The organism is Aquimarina latercula DSM 2041, from assembly GCF_000430645.1.
In the GTDB taxonomy this organism is placed as follows: Bacteria; Bacteroidota; Bacteroidia; order Flavobacteriales; family Flavobacteriaceae; genus Aquimarina; species Aquimarina latercula.
Window position 1 is genome coordinate 1 of record NZ_AUMK01000003.1, and the last position, 24,306, is coordinate 24,306.

Below are 24,306 nucleotides of genomic sequence, written 5' to 3' on the forward strand. Positions count from 1 at the left end.
ATTGAGATTAGCATGACAGAAAATGGAGATCCGTTAGAAAATGCAATAGCAGAAAGAGTGAATGGTATTATAAAGGAAGAATACCTAAACGATTATCAAGTAGAAAACATACAAGAAGCTACAGAATTATTAGAAACTGTCGTGAAGTTATATAATAACGAAAGACCACATATGAGTATAGGAAACCTTACCCCAAACCAAGTACATCAAAACAATATAAAAACTGAAAAACTATGGAAGAATTATTATATAAAAAATCCTATTATTGTAAACCAATAATAGGATTAAGAATAAGTTGTAAATCTATTTTAGGATTAATATAAAATATGTAAACTTTTTTTAGGACGAGACACATTTTACCGCCACTAGTTACAAACTAGCGGGAGCATGGGTTCAATGCAATATTGCAGACTTTCTATAATAGTATCTTTGTTTTTTTTCGAGTAAATACGTCGATCCAATCTACTACTGTTAAAGTAATGAAATGTGGTTTTGACTGATCTCTTATTTTGTAACCATCTGTTTGCATTGATGAAATATACTAATAAATGATTGCTTTGTGAAGTTTAAAATATAGGCTTTGCGAAGTTTGTAACTTGGCACTTTAATTTAAAAAAAGCTGCAATATTATACTACAGCTTTGTCTTTTTTTACTTACTATTATGGCTGCGAAGTCACAGACATTCGCAGAGCACACACTTCGCAGAGCTAGTTTAATCACTCTTCGGAGAGCTGGTTCATTCTTCTTCAAGAGGAAAAAGCCATTCTGTTTCTACTAAGGAAAAGATTGAAAAAAACTCTTCATTTTCTATAATTTCAAAAATAACTTTATCTAATGTATCTATGCTCATATCATCAATTAAACACATATCTTCATCCCAAAAATAATATCCAGATAAACATTCCCCTGATTTTTTGAATTTTTCTACTAACGAAGTTATATTTTTATATGTGTAAAAAGTAGCTAAATATACTTTTTGCGTTTTAACAATTGTAACAAATATATCCGTATTGCAATTGTCTATATCCTGTTCAGGATCCAGTCTATATTTAATTTTAAAAATACTATTTTCTCTTTTATAATCCATGTTGTTGTAAAATTTGATTAATAACAGCATCTTGGAGCTTTTTATTAGAAATACCTAATATTTCAATTACACCATTATTTTCTCTGAAATATACTCTTGCAGGATCATTACCTCTACTTCTTAACTCTTGAAATACTTTTTTTCCACTAGAGTTGTATATCCACTTAGAACCAGATCCAGGATTAAGATTTCCGTTGACTAATTGTTTAGTTAAAGTTTGAGATCTCTGTATTATTCTAGCGTCTAATTTCCTATATAACTTTCTTATCTGTTTACTCCAAAGTACAGATGTAACTGCTCTAGTTCCCTGTTTAATGCGACCACCCGCAGGAAACATATCTAATACATCCACTACCATAGGTTGATCTCTTTGATATTGTTCTAAAGCACTTTGAAAATTTAAAGTATTCTGTAATTGCTTTTGTTCAAAATCATAAATTCTAACACTAGCCGATTTTCCAGTATTTAATGCCTCAATGTTATTGTTAATTTCAGCAAGAGCATTTACATCGGCCCAATAATTATCCCAGTAATTATCAGTATAAACAGTTCCTAAATTAACCGTGTTCAATTGTGTTTGAACAGCAACAGCTATTGAGTTTAAAACTTCTTGATTAATACAGAAAACACATCCACCGTCAGGATCAGTCAGAGATATTGGATTATTTCCTATTCCAAGGTAAGGAGAGCTAAACTCTCCATACGGATCCGTTGTCAACCATCTTCCAATCCTACTATCCCATAACCTAAGTTCAAAAGCTTCTTTCCCGGTCTCTCGGTCTTTTTCTTGTCCTTGGTATGCGTATCGGTATCCTTCGGCTCCGCTCAGGGTACGGTTGGGCATTGGCATTCCAAAAGGATAGTAATCGGTAGCACTTACGGCCATTGCAGTACCAGTTTCTTGATCTCTGGTTACCACTGCACGCACATTACCCAAATGATCTGTTAGTTGGTATAAACTCTTTCCTCCACCAAATAATCCTCTTTTATAAACGCCTAATCTGTTGGATCCGTAGATCGTATGTTCCGCAATTGAGGCTGTAGATCCTCCTCCTGGAACATTGGCATTAAATCTGTTATATATAGCCATGGCAGTACCTGCAGCATCTCTTACGTAAAAAGTTGTTGTGGTAGCGCTACTATTTAGATTATAGGATTCCTTGCGTACTCTATGATTTTTATCATTGTAAAAGAACTTCACCAAAGTTTGATTATCTTTTCTAACCTCAGTCACCAATCCACTGGCGTTATAAAGATACTCAATATTTTCTTCATTGTTCTTTACCAGTTGCCCTATTTCATTATACTCATAGTTATCTCCATCTTGATCTTTGATATCATCGGCATCGGATACTGCACCTACGGTATCATCTACCCGCAGCAATTGATTGGGTTTGTTTGTTTTGTATGCATACGATAGTTTATCCATGGCATTACTACCATTAACATTATCCTTGTTACGATTCAATGATTGTATGTTTCCATTAGCATCGTAGGTAATGTTAGATACATTATAATCTCCATTACCCAATACTGTCCCATCAGTTATGATTTTAGCACTAAAAGTACGACCATTCGTGGCAGTGATACTAAAACCGTTTTCTAATGTAATAGATCGTCTAGCTTCTGCATCGGTTGTGCTACTAACAGGTTGGTTTAGTGGATCTAAATCCAAAGGGATACTAGGGTCTGCTTCATTAACCGGTTGGTTAAAACTAGCACCTGTTAACCAATTGTTTTTGTTGTATGTATAATAGTAACTATTAGGAGTATTGGTTATATCTGGTCTATTGGTGTTCCAGGTAATTGATTTGATATTTCCATTATATTGATTAATTCCTGTGCTTGTATGAGCCACAGATCTTGGAGTGTTCGTACGAGTATAGTCGTTATCATAATAATGTAGGTTCATCCCAAAAAGATCATCAATATCTTGTGTTGGGTTATTAGTATCATCAAGCGTAGGGTCGTTAATACTTTTTAAAGCACCATTTAAGGTGTATACATAGTCTATTTTTTGTAATCCTTCAGCTAGATTCAATGTTTTTAACGCTCCAGTTTCATTATACTCATAGGCCGCATGCTCTATATAGTTAGTACCATCAGTAGAGGTTTCTACTTTGGTAAGACTATAATCATTTGTGTCATAAGTGTATTTATGTATAAATAGATCCGATGTACTGTGTTTTTGATACAGTACTCTGTTTACTTGACTTGTAATTGGGTCATATTCATAATCGATCGTTTTATCTCCTAAATCTGCAATGTTTTGTACAATCCATTGCACTCTGCCATAGATATCATAACTATAATAGGTGGTGGTATTTTCGTTTTCGGTTTTTGCCACATTTCCTGATAAGAATGACGGATTGGCGTAGCTGCTGTGCACACCCGATAGATAGTTTTTGTCAGAGTGTAATAATGCATCGTAGGTAGTATTATGGACTTCAGTTGTTATCCCAGCACCTAATACACCATCTGGGTTTAATGAACTAAACTGAACCGGAAAATGAGGTTTATAAACACCACTTTGTGTAGGCCTTCCTAATTGATCGTAATTGGTATATGAGAATTCACCAGCTGCCAATTGTTTGCTATTTTGGGAGTAGCGAATTTGTCCATCACTACGATATTTAAACCAAGCTTCACCTTCATCAGGACTTTTAGTATAGGTTAATTGTCCTAATGCATTATACTCAAAGGTACTTTCTAATTGTGCTAAGGGTTGTTTGCTACTTAGTAAACGTCCTGCTTTATCGTATTCATGTAAGCTATAATCATAATAGTTTTCTGGATAATTAACAGAAATACTATTGGCAATATAATCGTCTGTATCTGTAATTGCAATTCTATAAAATCCATTTGATAAGCTACCTATATTGGTAGTAACGATTTCTTCTGTGATTAAATTATACACAGTAATGCCAGGATTACTGGATAATGAGATTCCACTTCTGCCAACAGGAATATGAATATCTACAAATCCTTGTTCACTGATTTTTACTGAGGATGTTCTAGAGTTAGCAATACCACCTTCTTCGTTACCACTTCTAGCGACTGCTAATGTTCTACCATCTGTATCCGTAAAGACTACAGCTTCGATACCGTGTATATCTCTAGATACGGTTTTTATGATTTTATAGTCATCATATTTAGAATCCCCAAAAGCTCCGAGCTTTGATAATTCTTGTCCTGCGGGCATAGAAAACACATGGCCCTGTTTCCATTGATCGTCCATTTTGTTACCACCAATAGTTTTTAAAGCAGTTCCAGGATTTAAATCACTATAAATAGTTCTAGAATAAGGTCTATCTGTAATGTCTTGATATGGGTCACTATTGTTGTTTTCACTATAGTACCATCCTAATGTGTTTGTTTCATCCGTAACAGGAGTAGGGTTTTCTAGATCAGTATTTTCATAATCATTGATATTAAAATCAGCGTTACCTGATTTTTTAATAAACCCATCTTTATAAGTAAAACTTGGACTACCTCCAATTGGAGCACCTAGTGTGCTTAATGCTGGTCTTCCTTGACTGTCATAACGTATTTCTGAAGCCCAGGTTTTTTTAGCCTTTGTATCAAAAGTTTGAGATTGTGTTCCTTTACCCAAATCATCATAATAACTTACGCTAGCTCCTATGAAATTACCTACTACATTTTCAGTAATTCCATAACTATTTACAGATACCCAATTTTTATCTGTATCCGTAACAGAAAAAGGGCCATAGCTTTCATCAGTGATTTCAAAACCACTTTGCGCATAGGACATGGACAAAATACCTGGATTAACTCCAACTTCTATTAGATTGTAACTTTGTATTCCTGCACGATTCCAAGATAAATTAGCATCTGTAACCGTAGCGATCACCTGATTGTTAAACAAGAATCGCAACTGTGAACTACTTAATTTTTCAATACGTATACGATCCGTAGTTTGCAGTATGATATTCTCTAATTTCCCTAGTTCTGTTCCATCTGGTTTTCTAGCGGTTATTGTGTATCTATTTCCTACTAAATCATTCCTAGAATTATGCACAATAGTAATGGTATATCCATTGCTACCGTTTAAACTCGTTGAGACGGTTTGTGATAAGAATATGGATGCTGAAGAGAATTTTGTTTCTACAAAACCACCTAGATTATTACCATCAACCTTGAAATTAGTAATTTCAAAATGCCCGGTAGTTTGTTCTTGGGATAATACTTCGTGTGATAATAGGTTTCCGTTTCCTGATACTGTATTAGAATTGATGATATCAAAACCAGTATTCTGATACCAGTTTAAATCTTGAGCTGTTCCCCAAAAAGATAAAACTAGTACTAAAAAACAAGTGCTATATGTTTTAAAATTTTTCATTCTTTATTTTCGTTTAAACTGGTTATTTATTGTTGAATAATATCTATAGGGTCATCATCATCTCCAATTCCACAATTCCCTCTTTGATGATTTCCGGTACTCTCTTTAGTAGCCCCAGAATTTTTATCACGTACCTGACATTTGTAATAGCGTCTTCCTGTAGATGTACAATTGGTAGTCAAACTTCTAGTATTAGAGGATGTCCAACTCCCATAACTTAAATTAGAGGAGCTAGTACCAATCGCAAATCGATATTCATACTCATAGGTACCTCCATTTGCAGTTGCGGTAAGTGTTGTCGTAGATGTATTAGCATTACCAATACCAAGACTTAGCGAAAGTGCATTAGGGTTGGTGGTGTCATTACTTGTAGGATTCCCATAATTATAGTTAATTTCTTTATTCAACTTAAATCCTCCACGAATTTCTGGAGTATCCATTACTTCGCTATAAGTTTTATGTAGTCTACCAGCATCGTCATATTCGTATTTAGTAGCTAAGTTGTTGGCTCCGATGATATAGGTAAGTTCATCCCATTCATTATATACATAACTACTCATAGAAGAAGCGATAGGTACTAATCTAAAATCATCATAGATAACAGTTCCAGAAGTTGTATACACATATACTTCTTGATTTGCACCAATATCATTTGTGTAAAAGTTTAATTGTACCCAATCTCCTGCAGGAATTACTTCTGCAGGATGATATGCAATTGTAGTGCTACCAGCACGCAATTTAGTATTGGTGTAATTGGTATTACTTCCTTTATATGCCCAAACAGAAACTTTATAGTTTCCAGCTTTAGGAGTAACAGCAAATGCCTTTACATTAGCAGACACTTGTATGGCTTTAGATCCTGTATGAAAGGTATCCGATAGGGTAGCGGTACTTGCTTTATACACTTCTCCACTAAAGTAATTTGTATTATCTATCAAGTCTTCTGCTCCAGAATAATACATTTCTGTATATCCAGCATTTGCTACTGCAAATACTTTGGAGTTATCATCGCCCATTTTAGTACTTGCTTTATTCTCATTAATATCAATGGATTCTAGTGGCATTGAATAATGATCGTATAGACTTACTGTAGATGTTTTGATCCATTTAGCATTGGATTGATTATCAGGATCAGACCAATTAAAGTTATCATCATCTCCGGTATATCCAGAATATGCTCCATTTTCATCAACTTCACCTTTCCAGGCAAAGGTTTGATGTTTACGCCAGATCTTTTCTGCATCATTAGTTGGAGTAGTGGTGGAGCCATTATAATTACGATAGGTCCAATCATTGTTCCAGGTATTGATGTCTGCGTTAATCGTTTTCCAACCTCCAGAAGCATCTTTAATTTGAGTTAATGTTGCTGCAGTTTGGGTAAGCATGTTTTTGTTTGTAGGATTGTCTACTTTGGACCCCATACCGTAACCATCAATGATTCCATCATTATTACTATCTAGATTACCAGAATATTTAGGAACTGTATAAGCTGGAATAATTTTAGTCAAATATTCTACTCCATCACTGGATGTTGTTATAGTTTCTAATAACTGTCCAGAATTAAGATCGTGTGTTAGGAAGTTAGTTGTATTGGTTAAATTTTGATTGTATGTTGTTGTACTTATAAGACTACTAGGGTACGATATTATTGTAGAAGAATTTATAAGCCACTTATCTCTATTATTATCTTTTAGATAATCAATATTTTTATATGATTGAAATGACTGCTGAACAATACCTTGTGTTATATTGTCAGCAGATTGGAAATTATTGACGACCTTATTTAACTGTTGCCCTTTTTTGTTGTAAGTCTCGGTGGATATAAGTTGCCCTAAAACAGATAGATTGTCTTCAATTATTATGTCAGAAATATTAACATCCTGATTATCTGAATTAGAATTATTAGTTTCTGTGCTAGTAATTTCAAGAATATCTCCAAATTTTATTTTATCGTTTTGTTTGTGAGGAATAACTTTGAAATTATATTTATTATATCCTACTAATTGAGAATTTGAATCGTAAGAACTTGTTTTGACATTACTATACATTACTACAGGAGAAGGTAATAAACTACCATAAGGAGCTTCTGTAATAGCATTTTGAGAGAAAGGGATATAACTTACCATTCCAGATGTTTGAGTACCAGATTCTTTATTGTAATCATAAGAAGTTTTAAAAGAATTATTATTACCTCTTACTGTAATATCAGTAACTCTCAGGCCTCCTCCTTTTTGTTGATTTGTTGCTTTGTATTTTGCTCTAAGGCCTTGAAAAAAGCTATCTATAGGAGCTGTTCCTCCACCTGTAATAGGATCATTTGTTTTAACCTTGAATTTATTAGAGTCAATTTGCTCAATTACCTGGGCACTTCCTTTATATCTATAAAGAAAACCATTTGCTGTAAGTATATAATCAACTTCTTCAATAGAATCACCTATTTGAATTCCTAAATCGGTATTCCCAGAATCAATGAAAAACTCACCGGTGTTATAATTCATATTTGAAGCAGTATATTTTTCATTTTCCAGATCAAAGGTTATTTTATGGTCCACTGCTGTGAAAAACACATCTGATTCATAGTTTATTTCTACACTTCCCCCTGTCGGATTTGTTATTTTTGTTAAACTCCAATTTGATGGGTTTGAATTGTTGTATCCCCAATCATCTTTGTTTTTCCAGTTGAATTTTTCAACATTATTGTATTCAAATTTATAGGGAGGGATAGAGTTAATACCTTTTTTTCCCTTAAAATTAATTCCATTTAATGTCAAACGCCCTGAAGAAGAGTTAGGGGTTTCTTGCGCTAAAGAATAACTATAAGAAGATGAAAAATCAATTATTTTTAATGCATTGTTTTTCAAAGAATTCCATTCAGTAGAAGTTAAATCATTTCTATCTAAAATATCATCTTGTAGCGAATAGTTCTGTTTAGCCGTGCTTATATAAGTATTTGCTGGTGGGGTAATGTTCAAATTGGATTTGTTAGTCTTGTTTACTAGGACACCTCCATTTGGATTATTTTTAAGTAAAATGATTTCTTTCAATCTTAAAAGTTGTTGAGATAAGAATTCTATATCATTTACAGTTACACTATTTAATCTTTCTTTATGTATTAGTGCCTTTCCTCTGCTATCTAGACGCTCTTCTTTTACAAAAAGAGCAGTGTGCGTTCTTGTTTTGATTTTATCTAAATAGAATATTTCTTTTCTTCCCCAAGTGTAACTTTTTACATTTGGATCTTCATCGTTTGCGATATATTCTTCTCCATAGGGAGCATACCAAATAAAACTATTGCTCCATTTCCCATATTCTAAATTAACCCAATAACCTAAATCTCCATTAGAAGCAATTCCATCTCCATTATCTATAAAATCAGGACCCGTTACCGCTGTTAATAACCAATGTGTAGCATAACCCTCGTATTGCCTCTTTTCTACATAAGAATCTTCTTTGCCTCTTCTACCGTCATATAAACCATAAGTTCTACTTACAATTTCACTATTATATACTGGTAATGAGTAGTGATATGTTTTTCCGTCTGGAGAAGTTATTTTAAAACCGGCAATTCCGCCTCCAGAATATTCATAATCGATATTTGGTTTTAATAAGCCGTTATCTTCATAACTACTATTTTCTAGCATACTTCCTGTAAAGTATTCTACATATCTAGCTTTTTTCTTGTTTTCTTCAATAGTATTACCATTGGATAAATCTGTATAATCAAAAACATCATTTGCAGATAAAACAGAATTATAGTTAATAGGATTTACTATCAAAGACGAAGTGTATTCATTTTCAAAATTAAAAGTGGGTAGAGTGTTAAACTCTATAATTTGTTTATGTAATTCATTTAGATTATCAGGTAAAGCATACTCAATTCTAAACCGATCGTCCTGTTTGCCTATTTCTTTACTTAATCCTAATAACATCCCTGATTCTTGATAAAGAGGTTTTATAGTTCCGGATAAGCCTTGTGCGGATACATTGTATGTGTCATGATTAGGTAAAACGGCATTATTGTAATCGAGATTTAATTCTTCACTTTGATTAACAATTCCTATTTCATCTACATCCATAATATTATTAGGATGTACTCTTGTTTCACGTATACTATATCCGGGACCACAATTAATATTATCAGACCATTCTTTACAAACAGATCCACTTCCATTAAGACAACATTTATACTGAAGTCTATACGTCTGATTTTTTAAGTTAATACCACCCGTTACATAAGAACTTCTTAATTTATTTAGAGAATATTTAACTGTTTGTTTACCAAACCCTAAATTTATAAATGCATTATTAACTGGAATAACCACCGGTATATAATAACCACTTTGACTAACAAAGTAGTCGTCCATTTTGTAGGCTGAACTTGTAGATAAATTTATACCAGTACCTGCACCATTTATTTTTCCAGAAAGTCCTACTCCCTGAGAAGAGAGATTAAAACCTATACCTGATTTTTTATTTTTTTCTCCGGTATAAATTCCAAAACTACCAGATACATTTCCTGTATAGCTTATATCGGCACCTAGAGAAAGTGTGTTACTTCCTGAAGAAACACCTAGTCCTACACCAACACCGTTTGTTCCAATATTAGCATTGATAGAAAAAGGTGAGTTTTTACCTAAACCAATAGAACCGTTTAAAGAAGCCCCATTCGTTCCTACAGATACTCCAATACTTGCATAGTCGCTTAATCCTGCAGCAAAATACACGGAACCTCCAGATGCTCTATTATTTCCCCAAGAATATGACAGTCCTGCTGAAAATCCATTAAAACCAACTCCTACTGATGCAGTATAGTAATCATCTTCTGACCCCTTATCATAAAAATAGTCGTGTATACGAGTTGTTGACCAATCATCGGGGTATCCATTTACACCACGATTTATTGCTCCCGGATTTAATGACCATCCTAATCCTACCCAAGAAGCTTCTTGATCCATAGCGATACCTGCATGATAAGATAAGGCTAAAGGATATCCGCCTTCTGGCGATGGTACATTTAGTAATGGTAAGACATATGAAAAATCACCAGTAACCAGATTTACCATATCTGTGGCATCTACCGGTTCAAAAGCTGCCGCTTCTGGAGCATTTGGGCCTTGTGCAGACATATTATGAGTACATAGAAGAAATGAGCAAATAATACTCATAAGTATATATTTATGTGTCATTCTTAATAGTTTTGTTTTGTATTCCTTCATCAGTTTTGTGATTTGATGTTTTACTTTTTTTGTTTTTTCCTTCGACAAGCTCAGGATAATTAGTGTCTGATGTCCGATGTCCGATGTTTGTTGTTTACCCTTCGACAGGCTCAAGGTGACAAATATTATCTTCCGACATCTGTCTTCAGACCTCACTCAAACTTTAGTTCTAATTCGTCTTTAAATATTTTTGTTGGGATCTTAAATTTTACTTCTCCAGTATAAAAACCAAGGTCCTCAATACTAAGTGTCATATGCTCTGCATTTGTTACCATAGTTTCTTTAGGATATACTAACAAAATAGTAGTAGCGCCACTCATCCCATACATTCTAGGGTAGATATAGTCTGCCATAGCTATAGTATCTTTCTTTGGTGTATAGAAGTGAACTTTTTGTTCCATCCCAAAAGCTAGTTGATTTACCATAGCTCCAAATTGTTGTTTGTTACCCGCTACATTGCTTAGTAATTCCTGATTGTTTTTAGCCATAGATAAATTGAAATACAAGTATTGATCATATTTACTTCGTAAACTATCAATTTTTTTAGCAGAGACCTGACCACTTAATTCTTGATCTACTAATAAATCTGTTGGTTTATACACAATGGAGAAATCCACTCCGTTTACTGTTTTGGTGTGGATATATTTATTATCTGGATTATTGAGATAGTTCCATAGGTCTTCTTTAGTGTTAAAAGTAGTGTTCGAACACGAAGCTATGATTAAAGCTATCGCTAACATGCATACTAGTCTTTTGGGTTTGTATGTCCGATGTCGAGTGTCCGAGGCCCAATGTTTGATGTCGTCTGTCTGATGTCCGATGTCCGAGGGCGAATGTTTATAGTTTGACTTAATCATTTTATACTTTTTTTAAACGCTGTCATCATATTCATTAATTCGTAGCTATCAGCATAATACTTTTCAAATTCATCTTTATTGATATACTTTCTTCTTTCAGCTTTATGTAAACATGTTACTACCTCTGCTAAAGATCGTATCGAGTATCCCATAAACCTTTTGAATTCCGGATTGGTTTGTCCAATAGATCCTTCAGAAATATTTAAGGCAACTGAATCCATTGCTCTTATCATTTGAGAAGAAAGATTGTACATTTCTGTTTTAGGAAAGGACTTCGCAACTTTGTTTAGTTCTTCGCCCATATCCATTGCTTTTTGCCAAATCCTTAATTCTTCAAATTTAAATTTCATGGTTTGTTTTTTTAAAAGTCGGATGTCAGGAGTTCGATGTCTGATGTCTGATGTCTGATGTCAGGAGTTGGATGTCAGGAGTCGGGTGTTGGATGTCCGAGGTTTTTGTTTGACTCTTGGCCTCTGACTTCTAACACCCGACTCCTGACTGCTAACTATTTCCCTTCAAATTCAGCATTTAATTCTTCTAATACTTTATCTGTTAAGTCAGCAGACTCTTCTCCATACATAATGGTTCCGCTACCGGTTGCTCCAAAAATTACTTTGTATCCGTTTTTCTTACCATATTCTTTTACGAAATCATTGATGTCATTAATAACCGTCTGCGTTACTTTCTTATCTTCCTCTTGTAGTTGCTTTTGTACGGCTTGCTGGTAATTGTTAATCTGTTGTTGTTTATTACCTAGTAATTGTTGTTTTAGCTCTAGTTCTTTTTTGCTAAGACCACTGCGTTCTTTTTCGTAAGTTTTTAATTCTTTTTGCCAATCAGCTAATAAGCTATCAACATTTGATTTCATTGTTTTTGCTTTCTCATCAAATTCTGCTTTTACAATTTTGGTTCTTTTATAACCATCTAATAGTTTATTGACATCTACATATACAAGATCAGAAGAAGATTGTAAGTAGAAAAAAGAGGCTATAGATGCTACTAATGCGATTAAGGCGATGGGTAATGCTATTTTGTTCATTTTTTTGTTTTTTATGTCTGATTTCGGAGGTTTTGATGTCCGATGTTTATTTATATTTAGGGTTTTGTTTTTAAGCCGAAAGTCCGAGGTCCGATGTCAGAGGTTTATTGAAGCAAAGCTTTATATTTCATTTCCTGACCTCAAACTTTATTATTCTTTAGTTATTAATTTTTCTAGTTTTTCTAATCGAGTTTCGAGTTCGTTGTTTTTAGTTTCTAAAGTCTGAATTCGAGCGTTGGATGTAATAAGTTTATTGTTTGCATCTTTGAGTTGTTTCTCTTGAGAAATTGTATAGAGCGTTAGCTCTTCTATTTTTTCTAATAGATTAAGATTCATTTGTTTTAGCTCGATACCATTTTGCTCCATTTCTGCCGCAGAAGGAATATTTGGTAAATGCCCTTGATCTTTAATATAGGCTTCTACCTCATTAATAGTTTTTAGATCATAATCTTCTAAAAACACATAATCAGGAGCCACGGCTCCGTTAAGATCTACTTTTACTTCTTGCGTATGAATGTTTCCTTTTACGGTTAGTTTGGCGTCTGGAGTGTTGGTTCCTATTCCTAATGCTCCCTCGATATATTGATTACCTACACTGTGGACTAATCTTGCCCAGGTTCCGGTACCTTCTTTGTTTGTGCTCCTGAAATACATTTTGGGATGTACGGAGTTATTTTTAATTACAATCTGACCATTATATCTATACTCAGGATTGTTGGAGCTATGATTCATATTGATACCCCAAAACCACTGATTTGGTTCAGGAAGGTTGGTTGCGTTATAGCTTTGATAAAAACCACTTTGCCATAAAGTATTCCAGTCGGATGTGTTATTTGGATCATTAAGTAATAATTTATCACTTTTAATTGTTCCAATTATATCCAATTTTTGAGTAGGATTCATAGTCCCAATACCAACATTACCTGTGCCATCTCCATTAATTATGGTATGGGAAGTTGATTGGGATCCATTGATGTGTAAGTTAGAATTGACGTTATTACTGAAAGCACCAATTTCATTATTATCAATAGCAATATGAAGTCCATTTCGTGATCCGATAAGAAATGCTGGGTCTTGCCCTCTTCCTACGTCAGCATTACTATTTACATGAAGTTTTGCTTTTGGTGTAGATGTCCCTATGCCTGTATTACCAAAATTATCAATACTTAAACCTGTGTCTAATCCAGATGTCGTACTATTTGCAATATCAAATCTCCATCCTTGACCATCTTTGTATGTTACTAAAGAACCATTGTATTCCGAATTCATACCACGTCTTTGCATTTCAATCGAGGCAGTACCATCCGTACTTCTATGAGTCATAAACCAAGTAGATACGTGTTTATTACCAGGTGTTACACCTTTTGCAGACAAAATTAAGTTTGCACCTTGATAATTGCCAGTTCCTGTACCTTCTATATGAATGGAAGGGTTGCTACTAGAGGTTCTAATATTTCCACTTGGGCTAAAAAATACTCTATGCACATTATTAAAAGCAAAACCAATTCCTTCTGTCTTATGGATATTAATTCCATAACCAGTATTGTCAAGTGTCCCTATAGTAGGATCGTTGGCTGCAAACGTATTAGGTAGTCTAAACTCATTGCTTAATCTTAGTACAGGTGCAACAATTTCATTATTTGTTTGTGCTTCATTATTAGTAAATGTGAACTGAGAATTACCTTTAAAACCAAGTAAAATAATTGCTGCAAAAAATAAAAAATTTTCCTTCATAGTTTTAATTGTTATTTTGTAATAATAATTCTATTTTTTTCTCAAGAGCTTTGATTTTAGCATCTCTGCTTTCTAATTCTTTAATTCTTTTCTCTTGGGCAATTGTATAGAGTGTTAACTCTTCTATTTTTTCTAATAGATTAAGATTCATTTGTTTTAGCTCGATACCATTTTGCTCCATTTCTGCCGCAGAAGGAATATTTGGTAAGTGTCCATGATCTTTGATATAGGCTTCTACTTCATTAATAGTTTTTAGATCATAATCTTCTAAAAACACATAATCAGGAGCCACAGCTCCGTTAAGATCTACTTTTACTTCTTGGGTATGAATGTTTCCTTTTACGGTTAGTTTGGCGTCTGGGTTTGTGGTTCCGATGCCTACATTACCATTATGAACTATTTTCATTAAAGTTCCATTGATGTTTTTAAAATTAAAACCTCTAACAGTAGAGTTGTTATAAAGGTTTATTCCATCATCATTAACTCCAACATCTAGAGCGTACCCACTAGAGTTAGTACCTGAAGAAAAATTAATTGTTTGTCCTCCATTTTTTACTACGAATTTTGATTGAGGATTTGTAGTTCCAATACCAACATTTCCATTTTGATGAATCCCTAGTGAACCAGCAGCGGTTTTAAGTAATAATCCATAATATCCTGCTAGCTGAACTGAAGTTTTTACATTATCATTAGAAAGATCCGTGAAATTTCCTCTACCTAAACCGTACCAAGGGCTATCATTAATCCGATCATTTATACTTTCAATAGAAAAGTTAGATGCTCGAACTCCATCTCCTACTACATGTAGTTTTGCAGCTGGGCTATAAGTTCCAATACCAACATTAGCACCATTAACTGTAAATCTATCTGCACCATTTTCTAAATTTATTCTGAAATTAGTCAGACTACTATCAAATCCTACATAAGCTTTTCTCGTACCATTCTTATCCTTCCAGTTAGTGTATAGCCATGAATCATCAGAAGTTTGCAAAGTCATTATACCATCATAATTACTTACAATATGAAGAGGGGAAGCAGGATTTGAATATCCGATACCAACATAACCGTTAGGTTTAATCTTTAGGAAAGAAGTATTAAAGTCATTTTTACCAAAATTAAAACCCTGAGCGTCACTAATACGAAAACCATAGGTTGCAGCTTCTGTATTATTACCTCCATGTTTTATAGATATGTAATCTCCAACATCAGATAACCATCCAGATCTAAATAAAGGCTTGTTAAATTGCCCATCAACTAAATTAAATACAAAGTCAGTTTTAATTTCACTAACTCTTCCTGTTGATGATGTGCTTACTTGCCCAAAAGAAATAGTCACTAGCATCATGATTATGCTAGTTAGTAATATTGATTTTTTCATAAAAACTTGTTGTTAATCACTTTTTATTTCAAAAAAAAGAAGGCGCAAATATAATTGTTTGTGGTATAACCGTAAGGGGATTTTTACGTTTGTTAATAAATGTTTAAAATTGTTAAAAACTGATAGTTGTTAATGAGTATTTTACATTTGTTTTTTCTCTATAAATCTTAATTCTTTACCCTTTAGTTTTACCTGTTACTTTCTTTTTATATAGTTAAGTGTCGTTTGTAAGAAATATGTTACCATAGAAATTTGATTTTTTTTTGGATTTTAAAAAAAAAGGGTAAAGTTTAAATAAAAAGTGTCAATATTTATTAGAGAAAAAAACAGATCTAATAAAGATAACTAAGGGATAGATTTAAGAATGGACGGTATATACTATATAAAATTCTTTTTTCTTTTTCTTAGTTCTTTCCAATGAGTTTTTTTTGGGAAACTAAAGTAGGAAGGTGTGTAGGTATTATGGATAGGATGTATTTCATTTTTTTCAATTTTATGAATCGCTTGCAAAACTACTTCAGCACTATGTTTAAAACATTTTTGATATAGTCGATCAATAGTATCGTCATTTTCTACACGTATTATTTTTTGACCTAAAAGAATTCCTTTGTCGATTTTTTTCTCCATAGTATGACAAGAAACACCAACACTACTTTCTCCTTTTCTAATCGCTTGAAAAACAGGCCAAAGACCACCGAATGATGGTAGAAGAGCACTATGCCTATTAATACAATATTTAGGTATGTTTAACAACTCATTTCCAAAAATCAAAGGGTTGGAACTAATGATTATATCTGGTTTATAAGCTCTTATTCTATTTAAGTTTTCTTCAGTGTTTATATCGTATTTCACCTTGAAATAGTCTATGTTAAAACAATCAAAAACTTTTTTCACACTATAAAATGAACCTTCGGGAGAGGTTCTCAAAAACATGTTCTTAAATAAAAGATAGGCTTTTTTTACAGATAATTTAAATAATTCTAACGGAGTTAACAAATACCAATTTTTGATCATATATCTTTCAATGTCACTTTTTGGTAATGCTTTAGTAACCAAAATGGCACCAACTATATCATGATTAGTTTTTCTTATCAAATCAGCAACAAAATCCGGTTGATAAAAACAGGTTTCACTAATTATTAAAAATAACCTCATATTTCTGAATTAAACTTTTAAAATTATCATCTTTGATTACTTGGGATTCATTCTTTCTTTCTATTGAGGAGTAATATTGGAGAAAAGCATTTTTCTTTGTCCAATCAATACTTTCTTTATTTTTCACTCCCCCTGGATGAAATAATATATCTATGGATTTTGGTTTTTGTTTTCTTTGTATGCTAGATAATGCAGAATCAACATCTTTGTAGGACATTCTTCCAGTGGATAGTACCCCTACAAAGAAATCGTTCGTTTTTATACCAAGTTCTTTGGCCCTTCTAATGTATTTTTTAGATAGATGATTTAGTAAAATATTCTTGATGAAATTTAATGCTAGATAGTTTTTCATTTTAGTAAAACCATAAAAATATTTTAGTTCCAACGGGTTGCGGATAAAATCAATTTTGTGTTTTTCATGCAATCCAAGCAAAGATTTAAAAATAAATGGTATCATATGGAAATGCATATGGCTATCTATCAATATTGGAGTATTGCTATTGATAGCATTTTTATACTTATCAATTTGATTATCTATTTCTGTTTTTATTTGCTCACTAATTTTTCTCTTTTTAGCTTTTGAAGCTAAGATATAGAAAAGCCAAAGTGACAAGAAAGAGTATTTAAATTCTCCAGATTTGTCTACAATAAGATTAACTTCTTCTTTGGAAGATATTGGTTTTCCTTCAACGAGATTTAAATGTAAACAGAGCCTTATTTTTTTAGGTATAGATGTATATTTCTCTATTCCATATTTAAAATTATTTGTATTACAAACTATACTAATGCTATTAACACTTCCACTATTAATACAATCCAAAATATTATCAGTGATCTCGTTTCCTATGCCAAAATCATCTGCGTGAATATTAATAATTTTTTTCATTTTATTTAGAATGATTTTTAGGAAACGAACTTCCTTTTGCGGATTTTTTGTTGCAATTTAAGGAAAGCATTTTTAAAGAGTTGAGTGGGTTAAATTTATTTCTAATGAAATGCAGCAGTATAATAATTCTGAATAGATTTCCTTAAAATATTATATTTACTTAATGCACTCGTTGAAGTAAAATTTTACACTGCAAAAACCTATTCCCAGTCCTAAAGTTTTTCTTCTTTTTGAAATTAACACTTAAGATATTTCCAAAACTATAATTCTGTTCTAAAGCATATACTACGTGTATTAATGATTTGTAATCTCCTTGTAGCGTAAAATTATAAGTTGTAGTGGTTTTTTGAGAATCTTCATCTATATACTTATGAGGCTTTTCAAAATTAATTATTTTAAAATTTGAATCACTTGATAATGTATTAAGTACTTTTAATATGTTGTTTTGTAATGAATTTCCCTCTACATTATTGTTTTTTAGGATCTCATCCAATTGTTTCTCTTTATTAGCTAAGGCAACTAACTGGGTAGGAGCAGATTCATAGATCTCCTTTTGATTTTCGAGTTTGGTCACCTCTTTATGTATCGCAAAGGTTTTTGCAAAGCCATATCTGTATGCAATAAACAGAACAAGCAATAGGCCTATGATTAATACTATGTTTTTATTTTTCTGTGTCATCAGTGAGGTTAATTGCTATTTCAAAAAGAGATATGTTTTTTTTATCTAAGCTATAATTCACAATGGTTACTTGATTAACAAAATATAAACTTTCAATTTTATTTATCCAATTCGTAAAGCTGGTTTTGTCAGAGGAATCTCCTGTAATTAATATAGTTTTGTTTTTTATAGTTAATGGTTTGTCATTACGTATCGTTTTTGCCAAGGGTTGATAGTTTAATGATTTTAGAATAACCGTACTTGGTTGGAATTGTATAATTTGATCTACAAAATAGGAGCTTTTTGAGAAACCTGTAGTTATAATACTGTTTACGATACCTTCTTTGGTACTAACTATGGATTGTTGTTTTTCTATATTTTCTTTTTGCGTAGCATAGACTTGTTGTTCTTCTTGTAGATTTTGCAACGTTTTATACTTACTATTAAAAATAAAAAAATTGATTAATAATGAAATTAATAAAAAAACAATTCCATATTGCAGCGTTTTCTTAAAGAATTGAGTCTCTTTATAGGTACTAATTAGTTCTGTGTTTTTTTCTTCGATGTTACCAGTAATTATAGATTGATTGGTAACAGTGTATAAAATACTAGCAAATGGAAGTATATAGGTACTAGGGATTTTTAAGGTGTCAATTATGTATTCTTCTTTATCACAATTATCATTGTGGATAGAAAAAATTTCTTCACTACTACTTTTGATACTAGAATTATGCGTTAATAATGTAGCGTCTTTAAAATAAGACAATAATGAGGATACTTTAAAACTTCCTAAATCAACAGTAGTTATAAGTATATTGACTTTTTTATATTGGTCAATAATTGCATGAACGTATTCTTTTCTGCATATAGCAACGAATGATTTCTGACTGGTTTTTAAGATTTGATAGTAAAAATCATTTATATCTAAATTTGGATAAGCTTCTGCAAGAATTTCTTGATCCGTACCTATAGTGTTTACTTCTTTGTTCAGTACATTACTATCCGTAATTATTAAATTTGCTTTTATCGAAGATTTAATATGGCCTGAAATTTTAGCCAGATCATTTACATTAAAATATTGAGTTACATCTAATTCTTCATTTTTTTGCGTTACTTCAATTCCAAGAATAACAGGAACGTTTTCTTGTTCAGAATGTTCGAAAGCGAAAAAACTCTTCTTTATAGGGTTATATTTTTTAAATGATGTTCCCATTAATAAAACACTGTTGGTTTTATAATTACGTTTAATTTTTTCTTAGAGTCTTCTCTTCTCCTTTTACTAAATAACCATTTGATAATAGGTATGCGCGATAATAAAGGTACTCCTGATCCAGAATCATTTTTTACTTTTTCTTCGATACCACCTAAAATGGCGACGTCATTTGCTTGCATCCTCATAATAGAAGAAAATCTCCTGCTATTAATATCTGGCGGAGCATCTTCGGCGATACGCTCGCCACTAAAGTTAGATTGTATAACCTGTATGTCTAGTGTTATCTGACCATCTCCAGACACAAAAGGCTTGAACTCTAATGCTAATTCTGCATCAATGGGTTGGTAATTTACGATCTCAGATGTTTGGGGATTTTGTGATCCAAAAATGTTTTGACTAGTAATAGCATAATAGGTAGTTTGACCACTAGATAGATAAGCTTTATGCCCATTAAGAGTACTAAGTTTTGGTGTGGATAATATTTTTACATTACCATTCGATTCCATAGCTTTAATATCCATATAGAAATTGGGGACTACATTACCTAGATTTAATGAGCCAAATCCATCAAAACCTCCAATAATTCTATTGATTGTTTGTGCACCTAAAGTAATGTTGGCGCTAGGGAAGGTGACACCTTCTGCTGTGGTTGGTTCTTTTCCTAGACCGAATTCTACTCCTGTTTCTACAGTTGCACTTCTGCTAACCTCTAAAATCATAACTTCGATAAGAATAAGAGGTACAGGCTTATCAATATATTTTACAAAATTTTTAAATTTTTCTACTCGGGTACCCGATCCACTAACTACAAAACTATTGAGTTCTGTGTCTATTTTTATATCCAACCCTTCTATAACAGATGCTGGGAAAATATCGGAAATGGATCCAGCTTGTGCACTATTAGTAGTGTTGCTTGAATTATTTCTAGAAACTCCAGTGTTTAAAGTTCCTTGATTTCTATTATTTGTTCTATTTTGATTAAAATTAGAGTTACCTTGATTTCCAAAAAAGTTAGTGCCACCAGTAACAAAATTGTTATTTCCAAAACTATTTCCTCCGAATCCTCCAGCAGGATTTGCATCTCCTAACATTGCAATAGAACGATGCATCATTTGTACCATTTCTATTTTTTTAATGGTTAACTGATTCTCAGTTCCAAAATAATAAACATTCCCTTCTTTTTTAAATGTAAAATTGGTCGATGTTGGAGTAGTGGAAGTGTTTTGAAAACCTCCTTGTTGATTTTGATTGTTATTTCTATTTCCTTGATTATTTGATGAAGGACTTTTTACAACCTGATTAGAATTACTTTCAAAAATCTTAATAAGTAAATCATCGAAACTAATCGCCTCTGCTTTTACCGTCACCTTACCAGCACTTTCTAATGGTGAGGCGGTAAAAATATTTAGTTTAAGATCTTCAGATACATTGTTAATAAGATCAGCTACACTAGCGTTTCTTAAATCTACCGATAAAACTCTGTTTAAAGTGTCTACTATTTTATAGTTAGTATTTCTTCTATTTCGTCTTGCTCTGGAAGCACTAGCTCCATTAGTTTCATTATTTAAACCAGGTATACTTTCAAATTCATAAAACCCCTCTCTTGTTGTATTAAAATCTAAATCGTTTGTTTCTGCTAGCTTTTGTAATGCTACTTCTATTGGAACATTACTTAGGTATAAAGAAAGAGTTTTAGTGTTTAGATCAGGAGTGTAGAGTAAGTTTTTTCCAGAAAGTTCCGTTATTTTTCTAAATACTTTAGGTAAAAGATCATTTCTAAGATCAGTAGATAGAGTTCCTGTAGTCAAATCATAATTAATAATTACTTCTTTTTCTTTAGGCGCTTCCGTAGGAGGTGTGTATTTTTTTATTGATAGGATATTTCCTGTAAATTCAATATCTAATTGATATTCTTTTGCTAAAAACAAAAGGAGATCTTTTACACTTACATCATTAAACCCATTAATAATATTTATGGAATTAAGTTCATCCGAAAGATTTAAATTAATCTTATGGACCTGTGAAACTGCTCTTAGAAAATTAAGAAGTGTAGTGTTAGAGATGTTTATATTCACTTTTTCTCCTAATCCTGGAACTTCTACACTTAGTAAATCTATTTTGTTTTCTAGTGTAGCTATTCTCGTATTATCCTGAGATTGATTTTGAAATGTTTCCTGAGCATATGATAGTATTCCAAAACTAAAAATGAGATATATTAATAAGATCTTTTTCTTCATAGTATTAGTTGTTTGCCAGTAATGCATACACTTCTTCTGTAGAAGTTACACCTTCCCTTACTAGGCGCAATGCATTTTTTTGTAGCGTATCAATATTTTGGGTTGCAATGTAGTCGTCAATTTGTAATTCGTTGTGGCGTATTGCGGTTTCTAATTCTTTGGTAATAGGTAGTAGTTCATAAATAGCTTTTCTACCTAAATATCCTGTTTGGTAACAATGATTGCAGCCAGTTGGAATAAAATGTGTTTTTATTTCTTCTGGAATATCAAATCCCAAAGGAAAATCTTTTGGTTCGGCTTTTTTTTCTTTTTTACAATGAATACACAGTTTTCGCACTAATCGTTGAGCAATACTCATGGTTAATGTACTAGCTAATAAGAAAGAAGGAACTTTCATGTCAATCAATCTCGAAATAGTAGCCCAAGCCGAATTAGTGTGTATTGTGGATAAAACTAAATGTCCAGTTAATGCAGCCTTTATAGCCATATTAGCTGTTTTATCATCTCTAATTTCTCCAACCATTATAATGTCTGGGTCTTGACGCAGAAAAGCTCGAAGTGCTGCTGGAAAATCAAATTCGATATCTTCTCTTAATTGTACTTGATTTACTCCTTCTAACGTGTATTCTATAGGATCTTCTATAGTTAAGATATTTGAGACTTCTTTATTTAATTCTTTTAAAGTAGCATATAGCGTAGTCGTTTTTCCAGAACCTGTAGGACCAGAAATTAGAATTATTCCTTGAGGTTTTTTTGTAGCTTCTCTATATAGTTGAAGTTCTTTTTTAGTAAAACCGAGATCATTTAGTTGTACATCTTGTGTGTCACGGTTTAATAAACGTAAAACAATTTTCTCTCCATATAAAGTCGGCATAGTCGAAACCCTAATATCAAATTCTTCGTTTCCATTTTTAAATGTGATACGACCATCTTGTGCTAGTCTTTTTTGAGAAATATCTAATCCTGATTGTATTTTTATTTGATTAACCAGTTGAGGATATTCTTTGTTGCTAATCGTATACTGCTCCTTTAATTTACCATCAAGTCGCAATCGTACTCTACAGAATTTTTCATAAGGTTCCATATGAATATCACTACTTCCAAAATCTTTTGCAGTGGTTATTAACTTCTGTAAAAAGTTATCTTCATAATGCAATTTTTGATTAGAAGTAGTTGTTGTTTTTCTGTAGTTTAATGTTAAATAAGATTGTAAATTCTCTTCCGTTTCAGAAATAAGAACAACCTTCTGATTAAGGATTATTGAAAGTTCCTTTTTTAGGTTTTCAATGTCTTTAGAATCAGTTTTGAATTGTATACTGCCATTTTCCTTTTGGAATGGAATTATTCTATAATGAAACGCTTGATTTGGAGTAATCAATTGTTTGATATCGACTGGTATTTCAAAAGAACCTATTTTCATTATAGTATATATAGATTAATTGAATTGGAGATCCAATTAAAAGAAAAAACTAAAACCAAAAATAATGACATGTAGCCTGCTAAAGGGATTGTATTATGTTTAGAATTCTTTTTTAGAATCATCCATAGTACTAAAGAGAAAATTATAGAAAACACAAATAATATTGTAAAACTTACCGTCGGAAATGCTATTGCAAATGCAAGAAAAAAGAAAGCATCTCCGATGCCAAATACTTCTTTAAAAAATGGACGTTTTATTTTCATTGCCGAATACATATAGAGTACTGTTATTATTGAAACTATTAATGAAGCATTTATTAAAATTGAATTTTGGAAATGAATGAATAATACATTGTTATAATGCAGAAAACCTAGAGAAATCAATAGACTCAAAAACAAAAACCAGTAAACTTCTCTATTAAGTAAGTCTTGCCAGGTTATATAACCAAGATTTAAAAGTATAAGTCCTTTCAAAATAAGCATTAATCTTTAGTGATTTGTTTAGGACTTCCGTTTTGATCAATTTCCCATACATTAAAAATGCCATCTCCGTCGAAATCAACTATTGCAGTTGCTCTAGCTTTAAAATTAGAAATAGAAGCTTCGATAATTTCGTAATTATAATTTGCTGTTCCTCCATTTTTAACTGTTGTTGGAGATTCGTAATTTATTTCATTAAAATCGTTAGAATATTTCGAATTAAGGTATCTGTATTGAGTCTGCATATTACTAATAGTTTTTAATTGTATTTTGGCCTCTTGAGCTTTTGTTTGAGCAATAAGAGGTAAAAAATTAGGCAGTGCTATTAACAATAAAATTCCTATAATTGCCAAAACTAAAAGCATTTCTTGTAAGTTGAAAGCTTTGATTTTGTGTGTCTTATACTTCATATACGTAGGGGTTAACTAATCTTCAGTTTTTAGGTCTGCAAAAATATACTTTTTTGATTTACTTAGAGGTCTGATATTCATAATACTGATGACTTATAAGTATTAAATCTATTTAATAGTGTCAGAAATCTATATTTTGTTACCATAAAAAAATCAAAAAAAATGAATTATTTATT

At 32.2% G+C, this 24,306-nt stretch carries 17 protein-coding genes; 1 reads left to right on the top strand and 16 read right to left on the bottom strand.

The annotated features are described in order from the left end of the window. The coding region (locus tag H526_RS0100005; protein ID WP_027391073.1) for an integrase core domain-containing protein at positions 1–279 on the top strand (279 nt) is incomplete at its 5' end. 458 nt (positions 280–737) lie between these two features. Here the strand turns inward: H526_RS0100005 and H526_RS27940 are convergent. From H526_RS27940 to H526_RS0100085, 16 genes are all read right to left on the bottom strand, one after another. Next, a complete protein-coding gene (locus tag H526_RS27940) occupies positions 738–1,088 on the bottom strand; it encodes a hypothetical protein (protein ID WP_155839583.1) in 351 nt (116 codons plus the stop codon). Continuing rightward, on the bottom strand, positions 1,078–5,448 hold the full coding sequence (locus H526_RS0100015; RefSeq protein ID WP_027391074.1) for an RHS repeat domain-containing protein: 4,371 nt from the start codon (positions 5,446–5,448) through the stop codon (positions 1,078–1,080). The genes H526_RS27940 and H526_RS0100015 overlap by 11 nt, the downstream gene beginning before the upstream one ends. 26 nt (positions 5,449–5,474) lie before the next feature. Beyond that, on the bottom strand, positions 5,475–10,664 hold the full coding sequence (locus H526_RS0100020) for an RHS repeat domain-containing protein (RefSeq protein ID WP_155839584.1): 5,190 nt from the start codon (positions 10,662–10,664) through the stop codon (positions 5,475–5,477). A 152-nt stretch (positions 10,665–10,816) separates the two neighbouring features. Next, the gene (locus tag H526_RS0100025) at positions 10,817–11,521 is read right to left on the bottom strand and encodes a hypothetical protein (RefSeq protein ID WP_245591169.1); all 705 of its coding nucleotides are present in this window, start codon (positions 11,519–11,521) and stop codon (positions 10,817–10,819) included. Further along, positions 11,518–11,871: a four helix bundle protein gene (locus H526_RS0100030; RefSeq protein WP_027391077.1), complete on the bottom strand. Its 354-nt coding sequence runs from the start codon at positions 11,869–11,871 to the stop codon at positions 11,518–11,520. The genes H526_RS0100025 and H526_RS0100030 overlap by 4 nt, the downstream gene beginning before the upstream one ends. A gap of 155 nt (positions 11,872–12,026) precedes the next feature. Continuing rightward, entirely contained in the window at positions 12,027–12,560 is a 534-nt protein-coding gene (locus tag H526_RS0100035) for an OmpH/Skp family outer membrane protein (protein WP_035084003.1), read from the bottom strand. Between the two features lie 150 nt (positions 12,561–12,710). Next, positions 12,711–14,294, bottom strand: a complete 1,584-nt coding sequence (locus H526_RS30475; protein ID WP_051335905.1) for a tail fiber protein — start codon at positions 14,292–14,294, stop codon at positions 12,711–12,713. A gap of 4 nt (positions 14,295–14,298) precedes the next feature. After that, positions 14,299–15,672, bottom strand: coding sequence for a tail fiber protein (locus H526_RS30480; protein ID WP_155839585.1), 1,374 nt, complete (start codon positions 15,670–15,672; stop codon positions 14,299–14,301). 378 nt (positions 15,673–16,050) lie between these two features. Continuing rightward, positions 16,051–16,827 (bottom strand): formyltransferase family protein, encoded by a 777-nt coding sequence (locus tag H526_RS0100050; RefSeq protein WP_027391079.1) that lies wholly within the window; start codon positions 16,825–16,827, stop codon positions 16,051–16,053. Beyond that, the gene (locus tag H526_RS0100055; protein WP_027391080.1) at positions 16,805–17,713 is read right to left on the bottom strand and encodes a ChbG/HpnK family deacetylase; all 909 of its coding nucleotides are present in this window, start codon (positions 17,711–17,713) and stop codon (positions 16,805–16,807) included. Before H526_RS0100055 ends, H526_RS0100050 begins: the two co-directional genes overlap by 23 nt. A 160-nt stretch (positions 17,714–17,873) precedes the next feature. After that, positions 17,874–18,392 (bottom strand): hypothetical protein, encoded by a 519-nt coding sequence (locus H526_RS0100060; protein WP_027391081.1) that lies wholly within the window; start codon positions 18,390–18,392, stop codon positions 17,874–17,876. After that, entirely contained in the window at positions 18,376–19,584 is a 1,209-nt protein-coding gene (locus tag H526_RS0100065; RefSeq protein ID WP_027391082.1) for a hypothetical protein, read from the bottom strand. Before H526_RS0100065 ends, H526_RS0100060 begins: the two co-directional genes overlap by 17 nt. Further along, complete coding sequence (locus H526_RS0100070; RefSeq protein ID WP_027391083.1) at positions 19,584–21,821, bottom strand: type II secretion system protein GspD; 2,238 nt, start codon at positions 21,819–21,821, stop codon at positions 19,584–19,586. Before H526_RS0100070 ends, H526_RS0100065 begins: the two co-directional genes overlap by 1 nt. A 4-nt stretch (positions 21,822–21,825) precedes the next feature. Beyond that, positions 21,826–23,241: a GspE/PulE family protein gene (locus tag H526_RS0100075; RefSeq protein ID WP_027391084.1), complete on the bottom strand. Its 1,416-nt coding sequence runs from the start codon at positions 23,239–23,241 to the stop codon at positions 21,826–21,828. Next, entirely contained in the window at positions 23,241–23,723 is a 483-nt protein-coding gene (locus tag H526_RS0100080; RefSeq protein WP_027391085.1) for a hypothetical protein, read from the bottom strand. Before H526_RS0100080 ends, H526_RS0100075 begins: the two co-directional genes overlap by 1 nt. Further along, positions 23,723–24,130, bottom strand: a complete 408-nt coding sequence (locus H526_RS0100085; RefSeq protein WP_027391086.1) for a prepilin-type N-terminal cleavage/methylation domain-containing protein — start codon at positions 24,128–24,130, stop codon at positions 23,723–23,725. Before H526_RS0100085 ends, H526_RS0100080 begins: the two co-directional genes overlap by 1 nt. Between the last annotated feature and the right edge of the window lie 176 nt (positions 24,131–24,306).